Annotated in this window: 13 protein-coding genes and 5 pseudogenes; 9 read left to right on the top strand and 9 right to left on the bottom strand. The window is 69.0% G+C overall.

Annotation, left to right across the window (positions count from 1 at the left end; translation table 11 throughout):
* The first annotated feature begins 111 nt into the window (after positions 1-111).
* The 3 genes and pseudogenes from ACFWJX_RS22390 (at position 112) to ACFWJX_RS22380 (ending at position 2,148) form a co-directional block, all read left to right on the top strand.
* A pseudogene (locus ACFWJX_RS22390) lies at positions 112-614 on the top strand (Rieske (2Fe-2S) protein).
* A gap of 35 nt (positions 615-649) precedes the next feature.
* Positions 650-1,590 (top strand): annotated as a pseudogene (locus ACFWJX_RS22385) (Ku protein).
* Positions 1,591-1,941: 351 nt separating this feature from the next.
* Complete coding sequence (locus tag ACFWJX_RS22380) at positions 1,942-2,148, top strand: DUF6417 family protein (RefSeq protein ID WP_383245888.1); 207 nt, start codon at positions 1,942-1,944, stop codon at positions 2,146-2,148.
* 46 nt (positions 2,149-2,194) lie between these two features.
* Here ACFWJX_RS22380 and ACFWJX_RS22375 read toward each other — a convergent pair whose 3' ends face one another.
* Together ACFWJX_RS22375 and ACFWJX_RS22370 are read right to left on the bottom strand one after the other, a co-directional pair.
* Positions 2,195-2,398, bottom strand: coding sequence for a hypothetical protein (locus tag ACFWJX_RS22375; RefSeq protein ID WP_383245886.1), 204 nt, complete (start codon positions 2,396-2,398; stop codon positions 2,195-2,197).
* The gene (locus tag ACFWJX_RS22370; protein WP_383246392.1) at positions 2,395-2,694 is read right to left on the bottom strand and encodes a DUF6233 domain-containing protein; all 300 of its coding nucleotides are present in this window, start codon (positions 2,692-2,694) and stop codon (positions 2,395-2,397) included. Before ACFWJX_RS22370 ends, ACFWJX_RS22375 begins: the two co-directional genes overlap by 4 nt.
* Positions 2,695-2,792: 98 nt before the next feature.
* On the opposite strand from ACFWJX_RS22370, the gene ACFWJX_RS22365 reads away from it, so the two are divergent.
* Entirely contained in the window at positions 2,793-2,990 is a 198-nt protein-coding gene (locus ACFWJX_RS22365; protein WP_383245883.1) for a hypothetical protein, read from the top strand.
* A gap of 60 nt (positions 2,991-3,050) precedes the next feature.
* A pseudogene (locus ACFWJX_RS22360) lies at positions 3,051-3,859 on the top strand (IS5 family transposase).
* 51 nt (positions 3,860-3,910) lie between these two features.
* Here the strand turns inward: ACFWJX_RS22360 and ACFWJX_RS22355 are convergent.
* Positions 3,911-5,110: a helix-turn-helix domain-containing protein gene (locus tag ACFWJX_RS22355; RefSeq protein WP_383246389.1), complete on the bottom strand. Its 1,200-nt coding sequence runs from the start codon at positions 5,108-5,110 to the stop codon at positions 3,911-3,913.
* A gap of 167 nt (positions 5,111-5,277) precedes the next feature.
* On the opposite strand from ACFWJX_RS22355, the gene ACFWJX_RS22350 reads away from it, so the two are divergent.
* Positions 5,278-5,883 carry a hypothetical protein gene (locus tag ACFWJX_RS22350; RefSeq protein ID WP_383245880.1) on the top strand — a complete coding sequence of 202 codons (606 nt, stop codon included), beginning with the start codon at positions 5,278-5,280 and terminating at the stop codon, positions 5,881-5,883.
* A 1,037-nt stretch (positions 5,884-6,920) separates the two neighbouring features.
* Here the strand turns inward: ACFWJX_RS22350 and ACFWJX_RS22345 are convergent.
* Positions 6,921-8,615: a M4 family metallopeptidase gene (locus tag ACFWJX_RS22345; protein ID WP_383245878.1), complete on the bottom strand. Its 1,695-nt coding sequence runs from the start codon at positions 8,613-8,615 to the stop codon at positions 6,921-6,923.
* Positions 8,616-8,932: 317 nt separating this feature from the next.
* Here ACFWJX_RS22345 and ACFWJX_RS22340 point away from each other — a divergent pair, with 317 nt between their 5' ends.
* Complete coding sequence (locus ACFWJX_RS22340; protein WP_383245875.1) at positions 8,933-10,888, top strand: M28 family metallopeptidase; 1,956 nt, start codon at positions 8,933-8,935, stop codon at positions 10,886-10,888.
* Positions 10,889-10,961: 73 nt separating this feature from the next.
* On the opposite strand, the gene ACFWJX_RS22335 is transcribed toward ACFWJX_RS22340, so the two are convergent.
* From ACFWJX_RS22335 to ACFWJX_RS22325, 3 genes and pseudogenes are all read right to left on the bottom strand, one after another.
* Positions 10,962-11,156 carry a hypothetical protein gene (locus ACFWJX_RS22335; protein WP_383245872.1) on the bottom strand — a complete coding sequence of 65 codons (195 nt, stop codon included), beginning with the start codon at positions 11,154-11,156 and terminating at the stop codon, positions 10,962-10,964.
* Between the two features lie 83 nt (positions 11,157-11,239).
* A pseudogene (locus ACFWJX_RS22330) lies at positions 11,240-11,401 on the bottom strand (IS110 family transposase); the annotation flags it as partial.
* Positions 11,402-11,734: 333 nt separating this feature from the next.
* Positions 11,735-12,495 (bottom strand): IS5 family transposase gene (locus ACFWJX_RS22325; protein WP_383245869.1). Its coding sequence is split into 2 segments (ribosomal slippage): positions 11,735-12,150 and positions 12,150-12,495, totalling 762 coding nucleotides; the frame shifts between segments, so codons are not numbered across the junction.
* A 387-nt stretch (positions 12,496-12,882) separates the two neighbouring features.
* On the opposite strand from ACFWJX_RS22325, the gene ACFWJX_RS22320 reads away from it, so the two are divergent.
* Complete coding sequence (locus tag ACFWJX_RS22320) at positions 12,883-13,488, top strand: lytic polysaccharide monooxygenase (RefSeq protein WP_383245867.1); 606 nt, start codon at positions 12,883-12,885, stop codon at positions 13,486-13,488.
* 287 nt (positions 13,489-13,775) lie between these two features.
* Here the strand turns inward: ACFWJX_RS22320 and ACFWJX_RS22315 are convergent, their stop codons facing one another.
* Positions 13,776-14,645, bottom strand: coding sequence for an IS5 family transposase (locus ACFWJX_RS22315; protein WP_383246386.1), 870 nt, complete (start codon positions 14,643-14,645; stop codon positions 13,776-13,778).
* Positions 14,646-14,962: 317 nt separating this feature from the next.
* Here ACFWJX_RS22315 and ACFWJX_RS22310 point away from each other — a divergent pair, with 317 nt between their 5' ends.
* A complete protein-coding gene (locus tag ACFWJX_RS22310) occupies positions 14,963-15,496 on the top strand; it encodes a hypothetical protein (protein WP_383245864.1) in 534 nt (177 codons plus the stop codon).
* An 8-nt stretch (positions 15,497-15,504) separates the two neighbouring features.
* Here ACFWJX_RS22310 and ACFWJX_RS22305 read toward each other — a convergent pair.
* Positions 15,505-16,312 (bottom strand): annotated as a pseudogene (locus ACFWJX_RS22305) (IS5 family transposase).
* Positions 16,313-16,390: the final 78 nt, after the last annotated feature.

Here is a 16,390-nt window from a genome sequence, read left to right as displayed (position 1 = left end):
GGGCGGGTACTGCCCGCCGCGGCCGTCCGGCTGGCCGGGCGCGGGGTTTCGGCAGGTCGGCCCCCCCCCCGCTGCTGTTTGCCGTTCGGGCGGACGGGGACGTGGTCGCGCATGACCGACCTCCCTCGTCGCCGCCGACTGCGGCAGAACCGGGCCCTGTGCCTGCTGGACCGGCTGGAACGGTACCCGAGGGCCGACTCGTTGATCGACACGTTGCGGGCAGGGATACGGTCCCTGCCGCGGCCCCCGGCCGGGACGCGCTGCACGGCCGCTGGCTGGGCCATCCGGTGCATCCGCTGATGGTGCAGGTACCGATCGGCAGCGGAGCCGTGGCCGAGTTCCCGGCCGGCCGGGCCGTGCGGCGCGCCGTGGACGACGTTCCGGTCCTGGTGGTGCGCGAGTCCGGCGGCACCGTCCACGCGCTGGCCGAGCGGTGCAGCCACCTCGCGGGGCCGCTGTCCGAGGGCACCGTCGCCGACGGCTGTGTCACCTGCCCGTGGCACGGCAGCGTCTTCCGGCTCTCGGACGGCTGGAACGTACGCGGCCCGGCCACCGCTCCCCAGCCCGTCGTAGGGGCGCCGCTGCCACATGCGGGGTGCGTGGGCCGCTCATAGTCTCGTGGTGCTCGGGGCTACTGCGGAGGTCTGCCATGCCCCGAACGATCTGGTCCGGTGCCATCAGTTTTGGTCTCGTGACGGTGCCGATCAATGTGGTCAGTGCGACGGAGGACCACAGCATCCGTTTCCACCAGTACCACCTTGAGGACGGGGGGGCGGATCCGGACGCGGAAGGTGTGTGAGCTGGAGGACCGTGAGGTGGGCCAGGGGGAGATCGGCAAGGGCTACGAGCTGACGAAGACGCAGGTCATCCCGATCAGTGATGAGGAGCTGCGGGAGCTGCCGCTGCCGACGGCGAAGTCGATCGAGATCGAGGCGTTCGTGCCGCTGGAGTCGGTGACCCGCTCCGGATCGGCGAGGGCTACTACCTCCAACCCTCCGGGCAGGTGGCGGCGAAGCCGTACAAGCTGCTGCGCCAGGCCTTGGCAAGGTCGGCGAAGGTCGCGGTCGCCAAGTACGCGTGGTCGGGCCGTGAGCGGCTGGGGCTGCTGCGGGTGCGCGACGACGTGATCGTCCGGCATGCGATGCGGTGGCCGGACGACATCCGCGACCCTGCCGAACTGCTGCCGCCGCCGGTGGAGATTTCGCAGGAGGAGATCGACGGTGCGCTGGCGCTGATGGACACCATGTCCCGTGAGGACCTGGAGGGCGAGGAGTGCCGTGACACCTACACCGACGCCCTGGCACAGGTCATCGAGGCCAAGCAGGGCGACAAGCCGCGCTTCCAGCGGTTCCACAGGCGGAGGAGCCGGGGAAGGTGCTGGATCTGACGGCGGCGTTGACGGAGTCGGTGAGCAAGGCGAAGGCCGCCCGCGGCGAGACGGGCGACGCGGACGTCCACGACCTGCCGAAGAAGACAACGGCCAAGAAGACAGCGAAGAAGACCCCGGCCGGCAAGACCACGCAGAAGACGACCGCGTCGAAGAAGACGGCGGCGAAGAAGACCGCGGGCCGCAGACCACGCAGCGCTTGATGCGTCCGACCCGGCCTCGAGAGAAGAATGTGAAGTGGGTTCCTGCCCTGTGTCCCCCGAGCCGGGGCGGGAGCCCGCGTCCTGCCCGGCTCGGGGTGGGAATGCTGGGCGGTGTGGGTGGGTTGTAGAGGGCGTGGTTGTGGAGGGGACAGTGTCCCCGGGCCTCACTCATAGCCTGCAGGGACGATCGTTCGGCTGAAGCCCTGCAGAGCCTTTCGCCGCGTAGGCGACCGCCCTTCACGACCACGCCCTTCGTCGCAGCCCTTGCCCCGGTGCCCCCACCACGGCAAGGGCTGCACGTATGTGCGGAAGGTGCGTGACCGGGCTGAGGCTGGGCGTGCTGTGCCGGTCATGGACGACTACGCGCACCTTGACCTTGACGAGATCGTTTTCGCGCCGGTGGAGTACGACGAGGAGCGGCTTCCTCTGCTGACGCTGGGGGAGGACCACCCCCTGCTCACGGTGCTGCGGCACGTCGCACTGGAGGGTGGCCCGGTCGCGGCCGAGGCGGACGGGTTGTCGAAGGAGATCGCCGCGCGCATCCCGTCGGAGAACTGACGGCGCGACCTGCCTGCCCTGCCGGCGCCGACCGTGTGTGAGTGGTCTAGGTGCGGGTGCTGGTGTGCCGGACGGTGGTGCCCCATGCCTGCATGAAGGGGGCCATGCACCACTGACAGAGAGGGCTGCCGCCGCGGCCGTACTTGTGGGTCTTGCGCTGGCACATGGCGCAGGGACCGACCTGGCTGCCCAGGCAGACGAGCGCGGACGGGTCGGGTTCGTTGACCGGGGGTGGGGGAGTGGTGTTCATCGGCCGTGTCCTTCAGGCGGCGTGAGGATCGGTGCGTGGGTGCTGCCGTCGGATAAGTCGATGATGTCCAGCTGTGCGTCGGGCCGGCAATGCGTGCACGTCCGCAGGCCGTCGGCGATGAGGCGGCGGGCTTCGTCGCGGCCGACAGGCCGGCACCGCTTGCCTGCCATGTAGCAGCCGCCGGCATGGACCTGGAGGGGCGGGCGGCCGGTGCCGATGCCGAGTTCGACGACCCACTCCGGCGGCTGCGGCCGGCTGCGTCGGCCGCGCTCGGTTTCGGCCTGCCGCTGCTGCAGGGCGGCGATCTTCGCGTCGGGCCTACTCCTCCCGCGAGATCCGCGAGTACCTGCGACGGAGGCAGATCCCGCACACCATCCCGGAGAAGCGGGACCAGGTGCGACTCCGCCTTCGCCGGGGTTCGTCCGGAGGCCGTCCGCCCGTCTTCGACCGCGAGAAATACAAGACCAGACACAAGGTTGAGAACCGGATCAGCCTGTTGAAGCAGGCCCGGGGCATCGCGACGCGCTACGACGAGCTCGCCGTCCGCTACGAAGCCACCATCCAACTCGCCCTGATACGGCAGGCATCGTGACCACATCTCAAACACGCCTCAGAGACCATCTCATTTGGCTACACCGGTATTCTGTGGGTCATGGTGGGGATCGTTGAGCGGCTGGTGCCGGACGAGCTGTGGGAGTTGTTCCAGCGGGTGGTGCCGGAGGCGCCGTCGCGGCCGCAAGGTGGTGGCCGGCGGCGGCACGGTGACCGGGAGGTGCTGGCCGCGATCGTGTTCGTGGCCACGTCGGGCTGCGCCTGGCAGCAGTTGCCTTCCGCGTCGTTCGGCCCGTCCGGGGCGACGGCCCACCGGCGGTTCTCGGAGTGGTCGAAGGCCAGGGTGTGGGCCAAGCTCCACCGCCTGGTCCTCGACGAACTCGGGGCTCGTGGCGAGCTGGACTGGTCGCGGTGCGCGATCGACTCGGTGAACATGCGAGCCCTGAAAAGGGGGACCTGACAGGTCCGAATCCTGTCGACCGGGGCAAGTACGGCTCGAAGACCCACCTGATCACGGAACGCTCCGGTCTGCCCATCTCCGTCGGAATCTCCGGGGCCAACCTGCATGACAGCCAGGCCCTGATCCCTCTCGTGAAGGGCATCCCGCCGATCCGCTCGCGCCGTGGCCGACGGCGGCGCAAGCCTGGCAAGCTCCACGCCGACAAGGGCTACGACTACAACCACCTGCGACGATGGTTACGCGGGCGAGGCATTACCCACCGCATCTCCCGCAAGGGAGTTGAGTCCTCACAACGCCTGGGCCGCCACCGCTGGACCGTGGAACGCACGATGGCATGGCTCGCTGGATGACGCCGCCTCCACCGCCGCTACGAGCGCAAAGCCGACCACTTCCTGGCCTTCACCAGCATCGCCTGCACCCTCATCTGCTACCGCAGACTCGCCAAGTGAGATGGTCTCTAAGCGCTTGCTCAGCCTATGTCGGTCGAAGTTACTCATCGGTCACCCGGTCTGTCCAGAGTCCGAGTCCGTGATCCAGCGCCCTTCGGCGGAGTCGTGCACGTACGCCGGCCTCCCCCTGGTCCCGCTCGTGCGGAACGGCTTCCCGCCGTCCGTGATCCGCACCGTCCCCGTACGGCCCCCGGCGCTCCACTCCAGCTCCAGGTACCAGCGGCAGTCGCAGCCCGCCGTCCGCGCGGAGACCAGCAGCTCCTCGGGGTCGGAGGAGGTGACCTTGTACGGGAAGGAGACGGCCGGGATCTTCCGGACCTCGGCGCCGGAGGCGTCAAGGCCGTCGACGGGCCTCGCGAGCGGGCGCGGCCGGTCGAGGTCCACGGCGAAGTGGCGCGGGGTGACGGCGCCGCCACAGCCGTTGTCCATCCGGTACGCGTTCCACGGCAGCGGCGCGGCGCGGTCGACCACGCGCACGTGCAGGGCATGGAGGACGACGGCGTCGGACGGCGACCGGCCCTGGACCGTGATCCGCACCAGCGCCTCCCCGCCGTGCACGGCACCGTGCGTCCCGGCCCACGCCCCGGAGTCGGCCGCGACCGGCGGCGGGGCGACCGCGCGGGGGGCCCGGTCCACGAGGTAGGTGTGCCCGCAGCCGCCCTCCCAGAGCTGGGAACCGATGCTCCAGGTGAAGGGGAGGGGGGCCGCGGTCCGCCCCGGAGCGGTGGAAGCGGGAGCGGGGGCGGAAGCCGTACGGGTGGGGTGGCCGAGCAGGGCGGCGGCGAGGGCGAGCACGACGAGGGCGACGGCAGCGGCGACGAGGAGGGGAGCGGGGGCGCCACGACGGGGGCGGGCGCGGGGGGCCTCCGGCGCGGTCGGGTCCGGCGCGGTCGGGTCCGGCGCGGGGCCGGGGCCCGGTTCCGGCGCGGACGGTTCCGGGTTCGATTCCGGCGCGGCCGACACTGCCGGCACAGGCGTGGGCGCGGGCGAGGCCGCTCGGCGGCGGGCGCGGTCCGCCTCCGTCCAGGCCGCCTCCAGGGCCCGCCGTTCCTCCTCGTCCGCCCCGCACAGCAGGGCGAGGCGGTCGACCACGGCGAACTTCTCCGGGACGGTCGCGCCCGAGCAGTAGCGGTGGAGGGTGGACGCGCTGACGCTCAGCCGCCGGCCCAGCGCCTCGTAACTCCTCCCGTCCCGCGCCTTCAGCGCGCGCACGAGCCCCGCGAACTCCTCGACGGCGGCGTCCTTCGGCATTCCATCCCCCTCGACCCTGCGTCCCATCCTTCACGTCCTTGCACGTCAGCGGGGGTGGAATGGTTCCGGGACGGCTGGTGGGCGCGTGATCGTTGCAGCCGGCGGGCGCCGGCCCCACGCTGGTTGAGCACTGACCGAACGAACGACCCGACGGGGGATCCGCCACCATGAACAAGCTCCGCACCGCACTCGCCACCGCAGCCGCTGCCGCACTGGGCCTCGCGGCCCTCGCCACAGCCCCGGCGCAGGCCGCTGCCCAGCCCGCCTTCCTCGCCGCCTCCCAGATGCCGCCGTCGTCGACACCGTGGACCGCCACCCAGGTCTTCACCGGCGTCCCGGAGAACGGCGGCGTCCTCTGCGCCCCGTACAAGATCCCGGCGCAGAACACCCGCTACCGCGAGTTCAGCACCGAGCTCGACACCAACGGCGTCCAGGTCACCACCGTCGCCCGTACCGAGGCCGACGCCGTGAAGCTGGTCGACACCCTCCGCGGGGCCCTCGCCGCCTGCGGCCCCCTGCTGGAGCAGCAGAACCCGGGCCTGCAGGCCGTCAGCGCCTCCCACGGCAAGCTCGCCGTCGAGGAGGGCGCCTGGGTCTACAGCCTGGACACCGCCGACCCGCAGATCGGCATCTCCGACATCCACCTGTTCTCCGTCGGCCGCGACGGCCGCACCGTCACCCTCGTCCGCTGGGGCCAGATGGGCGACCTCGAGGACGCCCCGCTGACCGCCTTCCGCACCACGACGAAGACCGCCGTCAACAAGCTCCACTGACCCGGGGGCTCCCCCGAGGGCTGACCACAGCTCGACAGCGGCGCGGCCGGAACCCGGGCGCGCCGCTGTCGAGCCCACCTGCTCCGCCGGCGGCGACCACTTCCTGGCCTTCACCAGCATCGCCTGCACCCTCATCTGCTACCGCAGACTCGCCAAATGAGATGGTCGCTTAGAACGCTTCTGGGAGGCGATGGCCAGACGGACACGGGACTGATGTTCTTTGTGGTGTCAAGGTACATGCCTGTGAGCTGCCGGGCTGACGGCCGTTTTCCCAGGTCAAGCGCTGCTCTCGCGTGGGTGCGGTGATTCGTGGGTGCGATCAGCTGTGGGCGGCTTTGGTCAGACGCTTCTGACTCCGTGCTGACTTCGTGAGGGACCGTCAGTTCCTGAGTGGTGGCTTCTCGTACAGGGCACACGGCGTACTGGCCCAGAAGCAGCCCAAGTCGAGCGCCGGGGCGTCCCGTCGCGTCTCGGACCAGTGCCGGGCCGCAGAGGACTGTCCTGACCGGGCTGCACCAAGGCTGGATCCGGCGCTGGCGAGGTCGGCGTTTCTTCGGCCCGGCCCTACAACCGTGGCACTGTCCTCGCAGGACCGCGACGACACCGCGTTGAGAATTCGTCCCGTGGGGGCTCGGTTGGCCGAGGCGGCGCGGCGGCGGGTTGATCAGTGCCTACCAGGGCGCCGCGTACACCTGTCCCTCACAGACGGCATGGCCGAACCCAGGGACCGGCTGCCGGCATGAGTGTCCGTCACTTCCGCAGCATGGGCACGGCTACCTGATGCCCTGTACGCTGCGGCCATCCGCTGGGCGGACCTCCAAGGGCGGTCAGCCCCCTGCCCCCCCAGGAAACATCGGGCGAGCGCCCCTGGCCGACCTCAGGAGCCTACGAAGGCTGCCGGGCAGCAGGTTGGTGTAAGCCGGACGCGAACCGGGAATGGTCTCTGCCCTGGGCCCTCCGTATCCCGCGGTGCGGGACCGGGCCCCTCCAGGACCGGGCCCCGCCGTCCGCTCGCGACTCCGGTCCACCCGGGACACTCAGGCGATGTCCACCTTCTGATACGCCTCGTCGATCGCCGTCTGCGCGGCGGTCCGCAGCGGGGCGTTGCCGGAGAGGTACGTGCTGGCGACGTCCCGCAGCGCCCGGTGCATGTCCTCGAACTCCGACTCTCTCAGCAGTCGCACCAGGGCGAGATAGATCAGCAGCGCCCACTCCTCGACCTTGAGGACCGGCTTGCCCGCCGTGTCCACTGAGGTGAGCAGGTGGAACATCGCCTTGTTGTGGATGTTGCTGTTGGTGTGCACCCCGCCGCTGTCGCGCGTCGTGCGCAGATAGTCGCGCATGTGGTCGGGATCGCCGGTCCGGACGGGATCGCTCATGTCGCGCAGCGGCAGCCCGCCGCGGCCCAGCCCGGCCCCGATCTCCCAGTTCCACGTGCGTACGTCCTCGCGGTCCGGTGCCTGGTACCAGTTGGCGATGATGACGCCCATCGTGTCCGCCAGCGACTCGTTCAGGGCGCCGGACTGGTCCTGGTAGACCAGATCGCTGGAGGTCTCGATCACCCCGTGGGTCATCTCGTGGGCGATGACGTCGAAATGCCGGGCCAGGCTGACCAGGCGGGTCCCGTCGGACACCTGGCCGTACCACATCCGCCTCTTGAACCAGACGGCGTTGAACCACTCGGGTCCCGGCCCGTGCTCGTGGTAGGTGCAGTTGACCATGGAGATCAGGTCCATGTCGGCGTCGTCGATGCCGTTTCGGTACAGCTGGTCGCGGTAGAACCTCTCCACCCGCTCGGCGTTGACATGCGCCGAGACCCCGGCCCGGTGGCCGTCGCCGAAGTCCGCCTGCGGCGAGCCGATCGCCGAGGCCGGCGGCCGGGCGGTGTCGATGTCGGCGAAGTCCAGGTCGTAGGTGGCGATCTGCCGCCACTTGTCGTGGAGCAGGTACGAGCCGTCCTGCCGACTGCCCTGCATCCGGTGACGGACACTGACCTCGTCCTCGCCCTCCAACCGGGTGGGCACGGTGATCGTGGGGGCCATCCCGTATGACTTGAGTATCTCGCCAGAGTACGCGTCGACGAGGTAGCCGGTGAGCGGGAAGGCGTCGCGCGGCGACGACCCGAGGCCATGGCCGCGGTGGCCTTCCTCACGGCGGTTCTCCGGCAGTTGGGCCGGGACTTCACGCACGTGCCAGGCCAGGTGCCAGTGGTCGTCCCGGCTGACGTACGCCAGCGTCGGCGGTGGCAGCTCCTCGGCGCTGATCGTGCTCCCGGTCGCCGCCTTGATCCGCTCCACGGCCTCCGTGCCCGACAGTTCCGGCACGGAGCCGACCCCGGTCACCGCGCCGAGCTTGCCGTCCATCGAGACCAGCCGCTGGTCCTCGTCTATCTCGACCAGCACCTCGGCGCCGAAGATGGGGATTTCCTGCTGGGTCTGCTCGAAGCGGACCAGAGTGGTGCCGGTGCCTGCCTGGTGGCGCTCCGTGCTCAGTGCGAGATCGGGTACCCGCTCGGGCCGGTCCTCCCGAACGGCCTCACGCAGCGCCGGCGCCTCCTCCTGCGCGAGCTTCTCGGCCAGGTAGAACCGTGCGGCGGACTCGGCCGAGTTGAAGCCCCGGGGCTCAGCGCCCTCTGGGGCTCTCACCCCGCGAACCGATTCGGGCCCCGGAGGCGCGCCGCCCGCCTGCGGGTCGTCGGTGAAGTGATAGCGGAATCTTTCCAGATGCGACATGACTATGACCCCTTGCTGCGCCCCTCGCGGATGCTGTCCCACCCCGTGCCGTTCCCACCGTTCGCATATGCTCCCTTCAAACGTCACACCCCGGTGTACAGGCGGCAACCGGGCGGTTCGGAGCACCGGGCAACCCGTATCCCGTTCAACTGTGCGACGTTGAACGGCATCGCCCTTACGCCCGGGGATGCGGGAACGCAACTGCGGGCCGAGGATGGAGTCATCGGGAGCCTGTTCTCGAAGCGGCGTGCACGGTCGCGGGCCGCGGCGCGGGGCCACAGGGGCCCTCCGGGCTCCCGGGTCGCGGAGGAACTGAGATGCCCGTGCTCTTCTTCGACATCGAGGCGACCCTGGCGGATGGCGGGCTCGAGGCCGACGGCTCGCTGACGCTACTGCCCCGGCCGGGCGTCGTCGCTGTGCTCGACTCCTTGCGTGAGGTGCCCAAGGGCATCATCTCCAACCCCGGGACGAGCGAAGGCACGGCCGCCTCGGCTGCGGCGGCGCTTCACGAGGCCTTCCCCGGCCGTTTTCCGGACGACGGTCTCGTGCACTGGGGTTCGAAGAACAGCCGACGGCTCTTCGACGAGGCGGTCGCGAGCGCGGCGGGTGCGGGGGTGGGAGCCGTCGATGCCGACGAGTGCGTCTTTGTGGGGGAGGAATCTCAGGAGCGCGCGTTCGCCCGGGAAGCGGGGATGCGCACCGCGGCCCATCCCGTGTTCACCCTCGCGGCCATGGAGAACCGTCCCGCCTTCTGGACACGGATTGAGCTGCCGGAAGGTCAGGAACTGCCCGGGCTGGAGGCGGTCGCGAACAAGGGCGAGGTCGTTCCGGTGCATGTCGCCTCCGAGCGGCTCGTACTCGCCATGGCCACCACGCGCGGCGCCCAAACACTCGAACGGGCCGGTTTCACCGTGGACATGCGCGGACACGTGGAGGACACGGCGGCCTTCCTCGTCCGCGACAACCGTCCGCTCCAGGTTGCCGACGCCTTCGCGGACACCCCGTCCGCCACCCGCTACGCGGCCGAAGCGTCGCTGCGCGCCACGGCCGTCTTCGGCTTCGTCGCCGATGAGCTGGCGGGAACGGCGACGCCGCCGGTCGCTTCGCTGGGGCCCGCACCGGGCGGTGTCTATCTCGCCGCGCCTGCCGGTACCCCGGTCGAGGACGTGCACCTACCCGGCGCGAAGCCCGGACATACCGAACGGCTGCTGCCTGACCCGGCCCTCCTTGCCCCGCGCGGCGAGGTGCGGCCTGCAGGCCTCACCGCGATGGCCGGTGACGGTCTCCCCTCCCCCCGGACGATCGCCGCGGTCCGTGCGGCCGTGACCCCCGACGTGCTCCGCGGGCACGTGGCCCGCATCTCCGGGATCGAGCCGCTGGTGGCGGGCGGATCACTGAAGGTCCGCAGCCGCGACGCATCGGCCGAGGACAACGGACGGGTCGTCGAGGCGCTGGCGCGCCGGTTCCAGGACCTCGGGCTGACGGTCCGACTGCACCCCTTCCGGTGGCGCGGACGTCAGCTGTTCAATGTGGAGGCCGAGCACCGTGTCACCGGCGCCGACTCCACCGTGCTCATCACCGCGCATCTGGATTCCACCGCGGCCAATGGTGAGTTCTTCGACGCGGACGGCGAGCCGCGCCTGTACGACCCGGCCGTGGACCCGGCGCCGGGCGCCGACGACGACGGGAGCGGCACCTCGGGCGTCCTGGCTGCGGCCGAGTGTCTGAAGGCGCTGCTCGAAGACGGTGGCGCGCCGACCCGGAACGTACGCTTCGTACTCTTCAATGCCGAGGAACAGGCGTTGGCTGGGAGCAAGTTCTACGCACGAGCCGCCGCTGCGGCGGGCGACCGCATCGCCGGTGTCTTCCAGATGGACATGATCGCGGGCCGGCAGCAGGGGAGCACGCCCACCGTCGAGATCCACAGCGGCTCCTCGGTGCCGGGCCCGGTCGTGAGCGCGTCCGACGCACTGGGAGGCCGTGTCGCGCGTACCGTCCCGGTCATCGACCCCGAGGTGACGGTCCAGCAGGTCACTGGTGCCGACGACCCGGCGGTGGGGCGCAGCGACCATGCGAGCTTCCACGAGCGGGGGTGGGCGGCCGTCGCCGTCTCCGAAGATCTGTTCTCCACGCCCGACGGCGCGCCCGGGAAAGGCACCCGGCAGTACCACACCCCGGGCGACACCCTCCACGACCAGGACCACAGCACGGACTTCGCGGCCACCGTCGCACGATCCGTCACCGCGACCGCCTTGACGCTCGCCGGTCTGTGACCCATGTTCGCCCTCCCAGTCCCCCGCGGGCATCACATGCGTGGGTGTGGATAGGAGCTTCCCAATGCTGATGTCAAGCCACTGCCGTGGCGGCTGGTGTGGCTTGGTAGCACGCTCCGTCGCGGATCATTGCCCACAGGACGTTCAGGCGGCGGCGCGCGAGCGCCAGCAGCGCCTGCTTATGTCCCTTCCCTTCGGCGCGCTTGCGCGCGTGGAACGCCTTGGAAGCCGGACAGCTCTTCAGGCTGGGGAGCGCGGAGAGGTACATCGCGTTAAGACCGTGTCCTACGTGGTGAGGCGGACGAGTCGTTTGTAGCAGCACAGGGCTGCGGCGAGTCCGGGAAAGACACCTCAGGCACTTAGCGTGTCAAGCTGCAGCGGCGAGGTCGACGGGGAAGCAGTGTGTTCGTCGAACGGTTTGCGGTGCTGGAGGCAGTGGTAGAGCTGGCCGAGCATGCGGTTGAAGAGGTTCCTCTGGGCGGCTGCGTGCCAGTCTCCGTGCTCGTCGCGGCGCCAGCTCGCCCCGCGGGCCTCGGTCTCTTCGGGAGCTCGGTCAGCTCGGGCCCAGGGAGAGATCACCGCGGGGTGGGCTCGCTCCACCAACACCAACGAGTGAGCCAGGTGCGGGCGTTGACACTCGACGGCGCTGGACGCGCCGATCTTTCTCCAGGCATCAAGGCCCGGCCAGGTACAGGCGTTCGCCCAGCACCGACGAGCACCAACATCCGTGCTGTGGTGGTGGCCCCGAGGACGCCGAACCGTGCTCGATCTATCAGAGAGCATCAAGGCTTGGTCGGGCACAGGCATCAGCTCGGCGTCCACGGAGCCACCACTACTAATCCCGGATTAGGCCAGGTAGTTGCGGGGATCACGCTCGTAGCGAGGGCTCAAGCGTCGGTAGCCGGACAGCCAGGACACCGTCCGCTCGATGATCCAGCGGCGGCGGCCCAATCGTTCGCTGGACTCGATGCCTCTGCGCGCGATCCGTACTCCGATGCGTTTCCCGCGCAACCATTTCCGCAGGTCGGTGCGGTCGTAGGCTTTGTCCGCGTGCAGGCGCTGGGGCTTGAAGTGGCGGCCGCGGTGGGGGTCGTGTCTCGTTTGGTGACCCTCGACCATGGGCTTCAGCCCTTCGCTGTCGTGGGTGTTGCCGGCGGAGACGCCGACAAGGAGGGGCAACCCGTTCGCGTCCGACAGGATGTGCATCTTGGAACCCGGCTTGCCCCGGTCCACGGGGCTTGGACCTGTGTGTTCGCCCCCTTCTTAGCCCTGACGTGGGCGGTGTCCAGGACGACACGGGTGACGTCGATGAGGCCACCGTCGTCGAGCCGGCGCAGTACCGCCTCGTGCAGGCGGCCCCAGACTCCTGCTCTCGACCAGATCAGAAACCTACGGTGGGCGGTCGACTTCGATATCCCGAAGCAAGGCGGAAGTTGACGCCAGGCGCAGCCGCTGACCAGGACATAAATGATGGCCGCGAACAGCGTCTCATCAGGAGTGTCCCGCGTTCCACCGCCCTGCGGCCGCACCCTCGAGGGCGGGATCAACGGCTTCGCGATCTCCCACAACCCATCCGGAACAATCCAACTCCACGTACCCCGCCCCATACCGAGGTCAACGACGCCTCACCGCATAGGACACGGCCTAAGAGGTCGTTTCTCCCGATATTTTATTCCGGAATGAGTGTTTGATGGCCATATGTTGGGTTGCGCCAGGAGAGAGCGGCATCGCCGGCCAGGCACACCAGTCCAGGCCGCATCCTCGCTTTCCGGTCCCGGGATCGGTTCTGACTCCCGGCTCACGGCAGATTCCCTGCTGGCCGCCCATCCCTGTAATCAACTCCGTTTGTTTCATTGACATCTCACTCGGAATACCTACCGTTGGGAGCGCTCCCATGACAGCCTCACAACTGGAAGGAGTCCCCCCACATGCGCAAACAGAGTCCGTTAGCCAGCCGTTTGTCGCCCCTCCGCCGACCTCTCCAGGCGTTCGTCATGCTGTTCGCCGTGGTTGTCGGCGCACTCACCTGGTCGGCCCCCGCCCAGGCTCACGGCACCGTCGTCGGCCCCGCCACCCGCGCGTACCAGTGCTGGAAGACGTGGGGCAACAACCACACGAACCCGGCCATGCAGACCCAAGACCCCATGTGTTGGCAGGCCTTCCAGGCCAACCCCGACACCATGTGGAACTGGATGAGCGCGCTCCGCGACGGCCTCGGTGGCCAGTTCCAGGCACGGACCCCCGACGGGACGCTCTGCAGCAACAACCTCTCGAGGAACGCCAGCCTGAACAATCCCGGACCGTGGAAGACCACCACCGTCGGCAACAACTTCTCGGTCCACCTGTACGACCAGGCGTCCCACGGTGCCGACTACTTCAAGGTCTACGTGAGCAAGCAGGGCTTCAACCCCAAGACGCAGACCCTGGGCTGGAGCAACCTCGACTTCATCACGCAGACCGGCCGCTTCGCCCCGGCGCAGAACATCACGTTCCCTGTCCAGACCTCCGGCTACACCGGACACCACATCCTGTTCGTGATCTGGCAGGCCTCGCACCTCGACCAGGCCTACATGTGGTGCAGCGACGTGAACTTCGGCTGAGCCACAAAGCACGCACACGACACCGGCCTCGGCCGGGCGCCGGTAACCCGCCGTCCGGCCGACCGAGCCCCGTCGGGGCAGGGGCCCCATTTGGTCGCCCTGCCCCGACGGGGCTTCCTGCGTTCCTCACTTGACTCTGTCGGGGATCTTGGATGGTCGGACTCAACTGCCGAGGACCAGGACTTCGACCGGGGAATCTCGTTCTGGTCCAGGAAGGTCTGGAAGGCGGTTGGCGGTCTCGGCGAAGAGGGTTTCTCGTCGCTGAGAGACCGTTTTCTCTCGTTGCTTCATCCCGGTACATGTTTTTGATCCGTTGATGTCGGGTCGCGCCAGGAGATGGTGGCCTCGCCGATGAGGCGGCGGGCCATGAGGTCGGTCATGGCGAGGTGGATCATGGCTTCGGAGCGGGCGGGCAGGGTTTCGTAGTCGCGGGCCAGACGGCGGTGGAACATCAGCCATCCGTAGGTCCGCTCCACGGTCCAGCGCTTGGGCAGCGGGGAGAATCCCTTGGCTCCGGGGGTGCGTTGGACGATTTCCATGTCGATGCCGACGGTGGCGGCATGCTCGACGAGGTGCTGGCGGTAGCCGCCGTCCACCCAGACCTTGCGAATGGAGGGGTGGGCGACGGCGACCTGATCGATCAGGTGGGTGCCGGCCGCGGAGTCCTGCACGCTCGCGGCCGTGACCAGCACCGCGAGCAGCAGTCCGAGGGTGTCGGTAACGATGCTCCGCTTGCGGCCGACGATCTTCTTCGCCGCGTCCGTGCCCTGCCCGGCGGCCGGGACGCTGGTGGAGGTCTTCACGCTCTGCGCGTCGATCACGCACGCGGACGGCTCCGCTCCCTTGCCCTCCCGCTGCCGTAACAGCCCGCGCAGTATGCCGGTGATCTGGGGGAACACACCGTCCTTCTGCCACTTGGCAAAGTAGCCGTACACGGTTTCCCAGGGCGGGAAGTCGTGCGGCAGATAGCGCCACTGCACCCCGGTGCGGTCTACATACAGGATCGCGTTCATGATCTCGCGCAGGTCGTGCTCGGGCGGGCGGCCGATGTTCAGCCCATGCCGGCGCCGCTCGGCCCGCCAGGCACCCAGCACCGGCTCGATCAACTCCCAGCGCGCGTCGGACAGATCACTCGGATACGGACGACGTTCGGTGATGCCCTGGACGTACCGCCGGCCCGGGGCGTGCGCCCTGGCGTGCACCACAAGCAGCGGCAGCACGGGCCACACGACGGGCGTCCTGGGATGAGACAGGCGCAAGCCACATCCCGTCCCAGCCGGCACCCATGTGGCGCATCCGCCACATCCACTCCACCAGACCCGCCGGGATAATGACATCCGATCGAAAAGACCTGGATGAAGCGCGTCTCACAGGAGAAAACGACCTCTAAGATGTCGTTTCCTTTGGTGCCCTTGCGGTTATTGTGCCTGGTTGTGGCCCTCTATTGGGCGTAGGCCAGGGGCACTGGGGGATCGTGGACGAGACGTTTGATGCCGTTGGGGAGGCTCTGTGTTGCGCCGCAGCCATCCGGCTGGGCGGAGCTATACAGGTGTTGGCGGAGCGAGTCGGCCTGTTCGACCGCTACAGCCTGATCATGGCGGGAGTGACGAACATCGTGGCGTTTCTTGACGGCCGAGAACTCGACGACGACCTGCTCGGCTCTGCGTTTGCCGAGAGTTGGTCGCTGGACGCCAGGTACCCGGCAGAGTTCGCGGGGCATGACTTCGTCAGAGGCTGGACCTCTGTGGTGTTCGCCGTAGTGGTGCTGACGAAGCCAAAGCAGCAGGACATCGTGGCAGCGCAGGGGCTGGACCTGGCGTCGAAGGCGGTGGCAGCCTGGCCGTCCGCCATCCGTATCGGCTCCTTCGACAGCCTCGTCCGCTTCGAGCTGGCCTGCCAGCAGGATGCGGAAGGCCGGCTCCGGAAGAACGGCCTGCCTGCTCTGTGGAAACTGGCGGGAGTTCAGTCGAACCAGTACCGCCAAGCGGCAGAACGGCTCGTCGGATAGTCGGCACCTCAGCTGGTGAGTCTTCGGTAGCTGATGAAGGTTGCGGTTATGCCGACAAAGGCGAGGAAGTGTTCCGACTTCCGCTCGTAGCGGCGGTGCAGGCATCGGCAGCCGGCCAGCCAGGACACGGTCCTTTCGACCAGCCAGTGGTGACGGCCGAGCCGCTTGGACGACTCGATGCCCTTGCGGGCGATGCGGTTTCGGATGCCCCTCTGGCGGAGCCAATTCCGCAGGTGGTCGTAGTCGTAGCCCTTGTCGGCGTGGAGCTTGGCGGGGCGTCTGCGGCGAGGTCCGCGGCGGGAGCGGATGGGCGGGAACCCGCGCACGAGCGGCTTCAGGCCGAGAGTGTCGTGCATGTTGGCGCCGGAGATACCCAGCGACACCGGCAGGCCGTTCCGGTCCGTGATGAGGTGGATCTTCGATCCCAACTTGCCACGGTCAGTCGGATTCGGTCCCGTCAGTGGCCCCCTTTGCAGCCCGGACACTGACTGAGTCGATCGCGCACCGCGACCAGTCGAGCCCACCCCGCCTGCCGAATTCGTCCAGGACGACGCGGTGGAGCCTGGCCCAGACCTGGTCCCGGCTCGACTGCGCAAAGCGCCGGTAGACGGTGGGCCAGGCCGGCCCGAACATCGGCGGCAGCTGCCGCCAGGTGCAGCCCGAGGTGGCCACGAAGATGATCGCCGCCAGGCAGTCGCGGTCCTCGGCCCGTCAGCGGCCGCCGCCCTGCGGGCGTAGGACCTCCGTCGGCGGGACCACCCGCCGGAACAGCGTCCACAACTCGTCCGGCACCAACCGCTCCACCAGATCCGTCATGCACGGCTCAACGAGCGATCACGCCATCAGAAACGATGTCTAAAGCGGTGATCTACGTCTGGCGAGTGAGATCATCCG

Origin of the sequence: Streptomyces sp. NPDC058335, assembly GCF_042723915.1 — a bacterium.
Lineage (GTDB): Bacteria > Actinomycetota > Actinomycetes > Streptomycetales > Streptomycetaceae > Streptomyces.
This window is presented reverse-complemented; position numbering and strand designations above follow the sequence as displayed.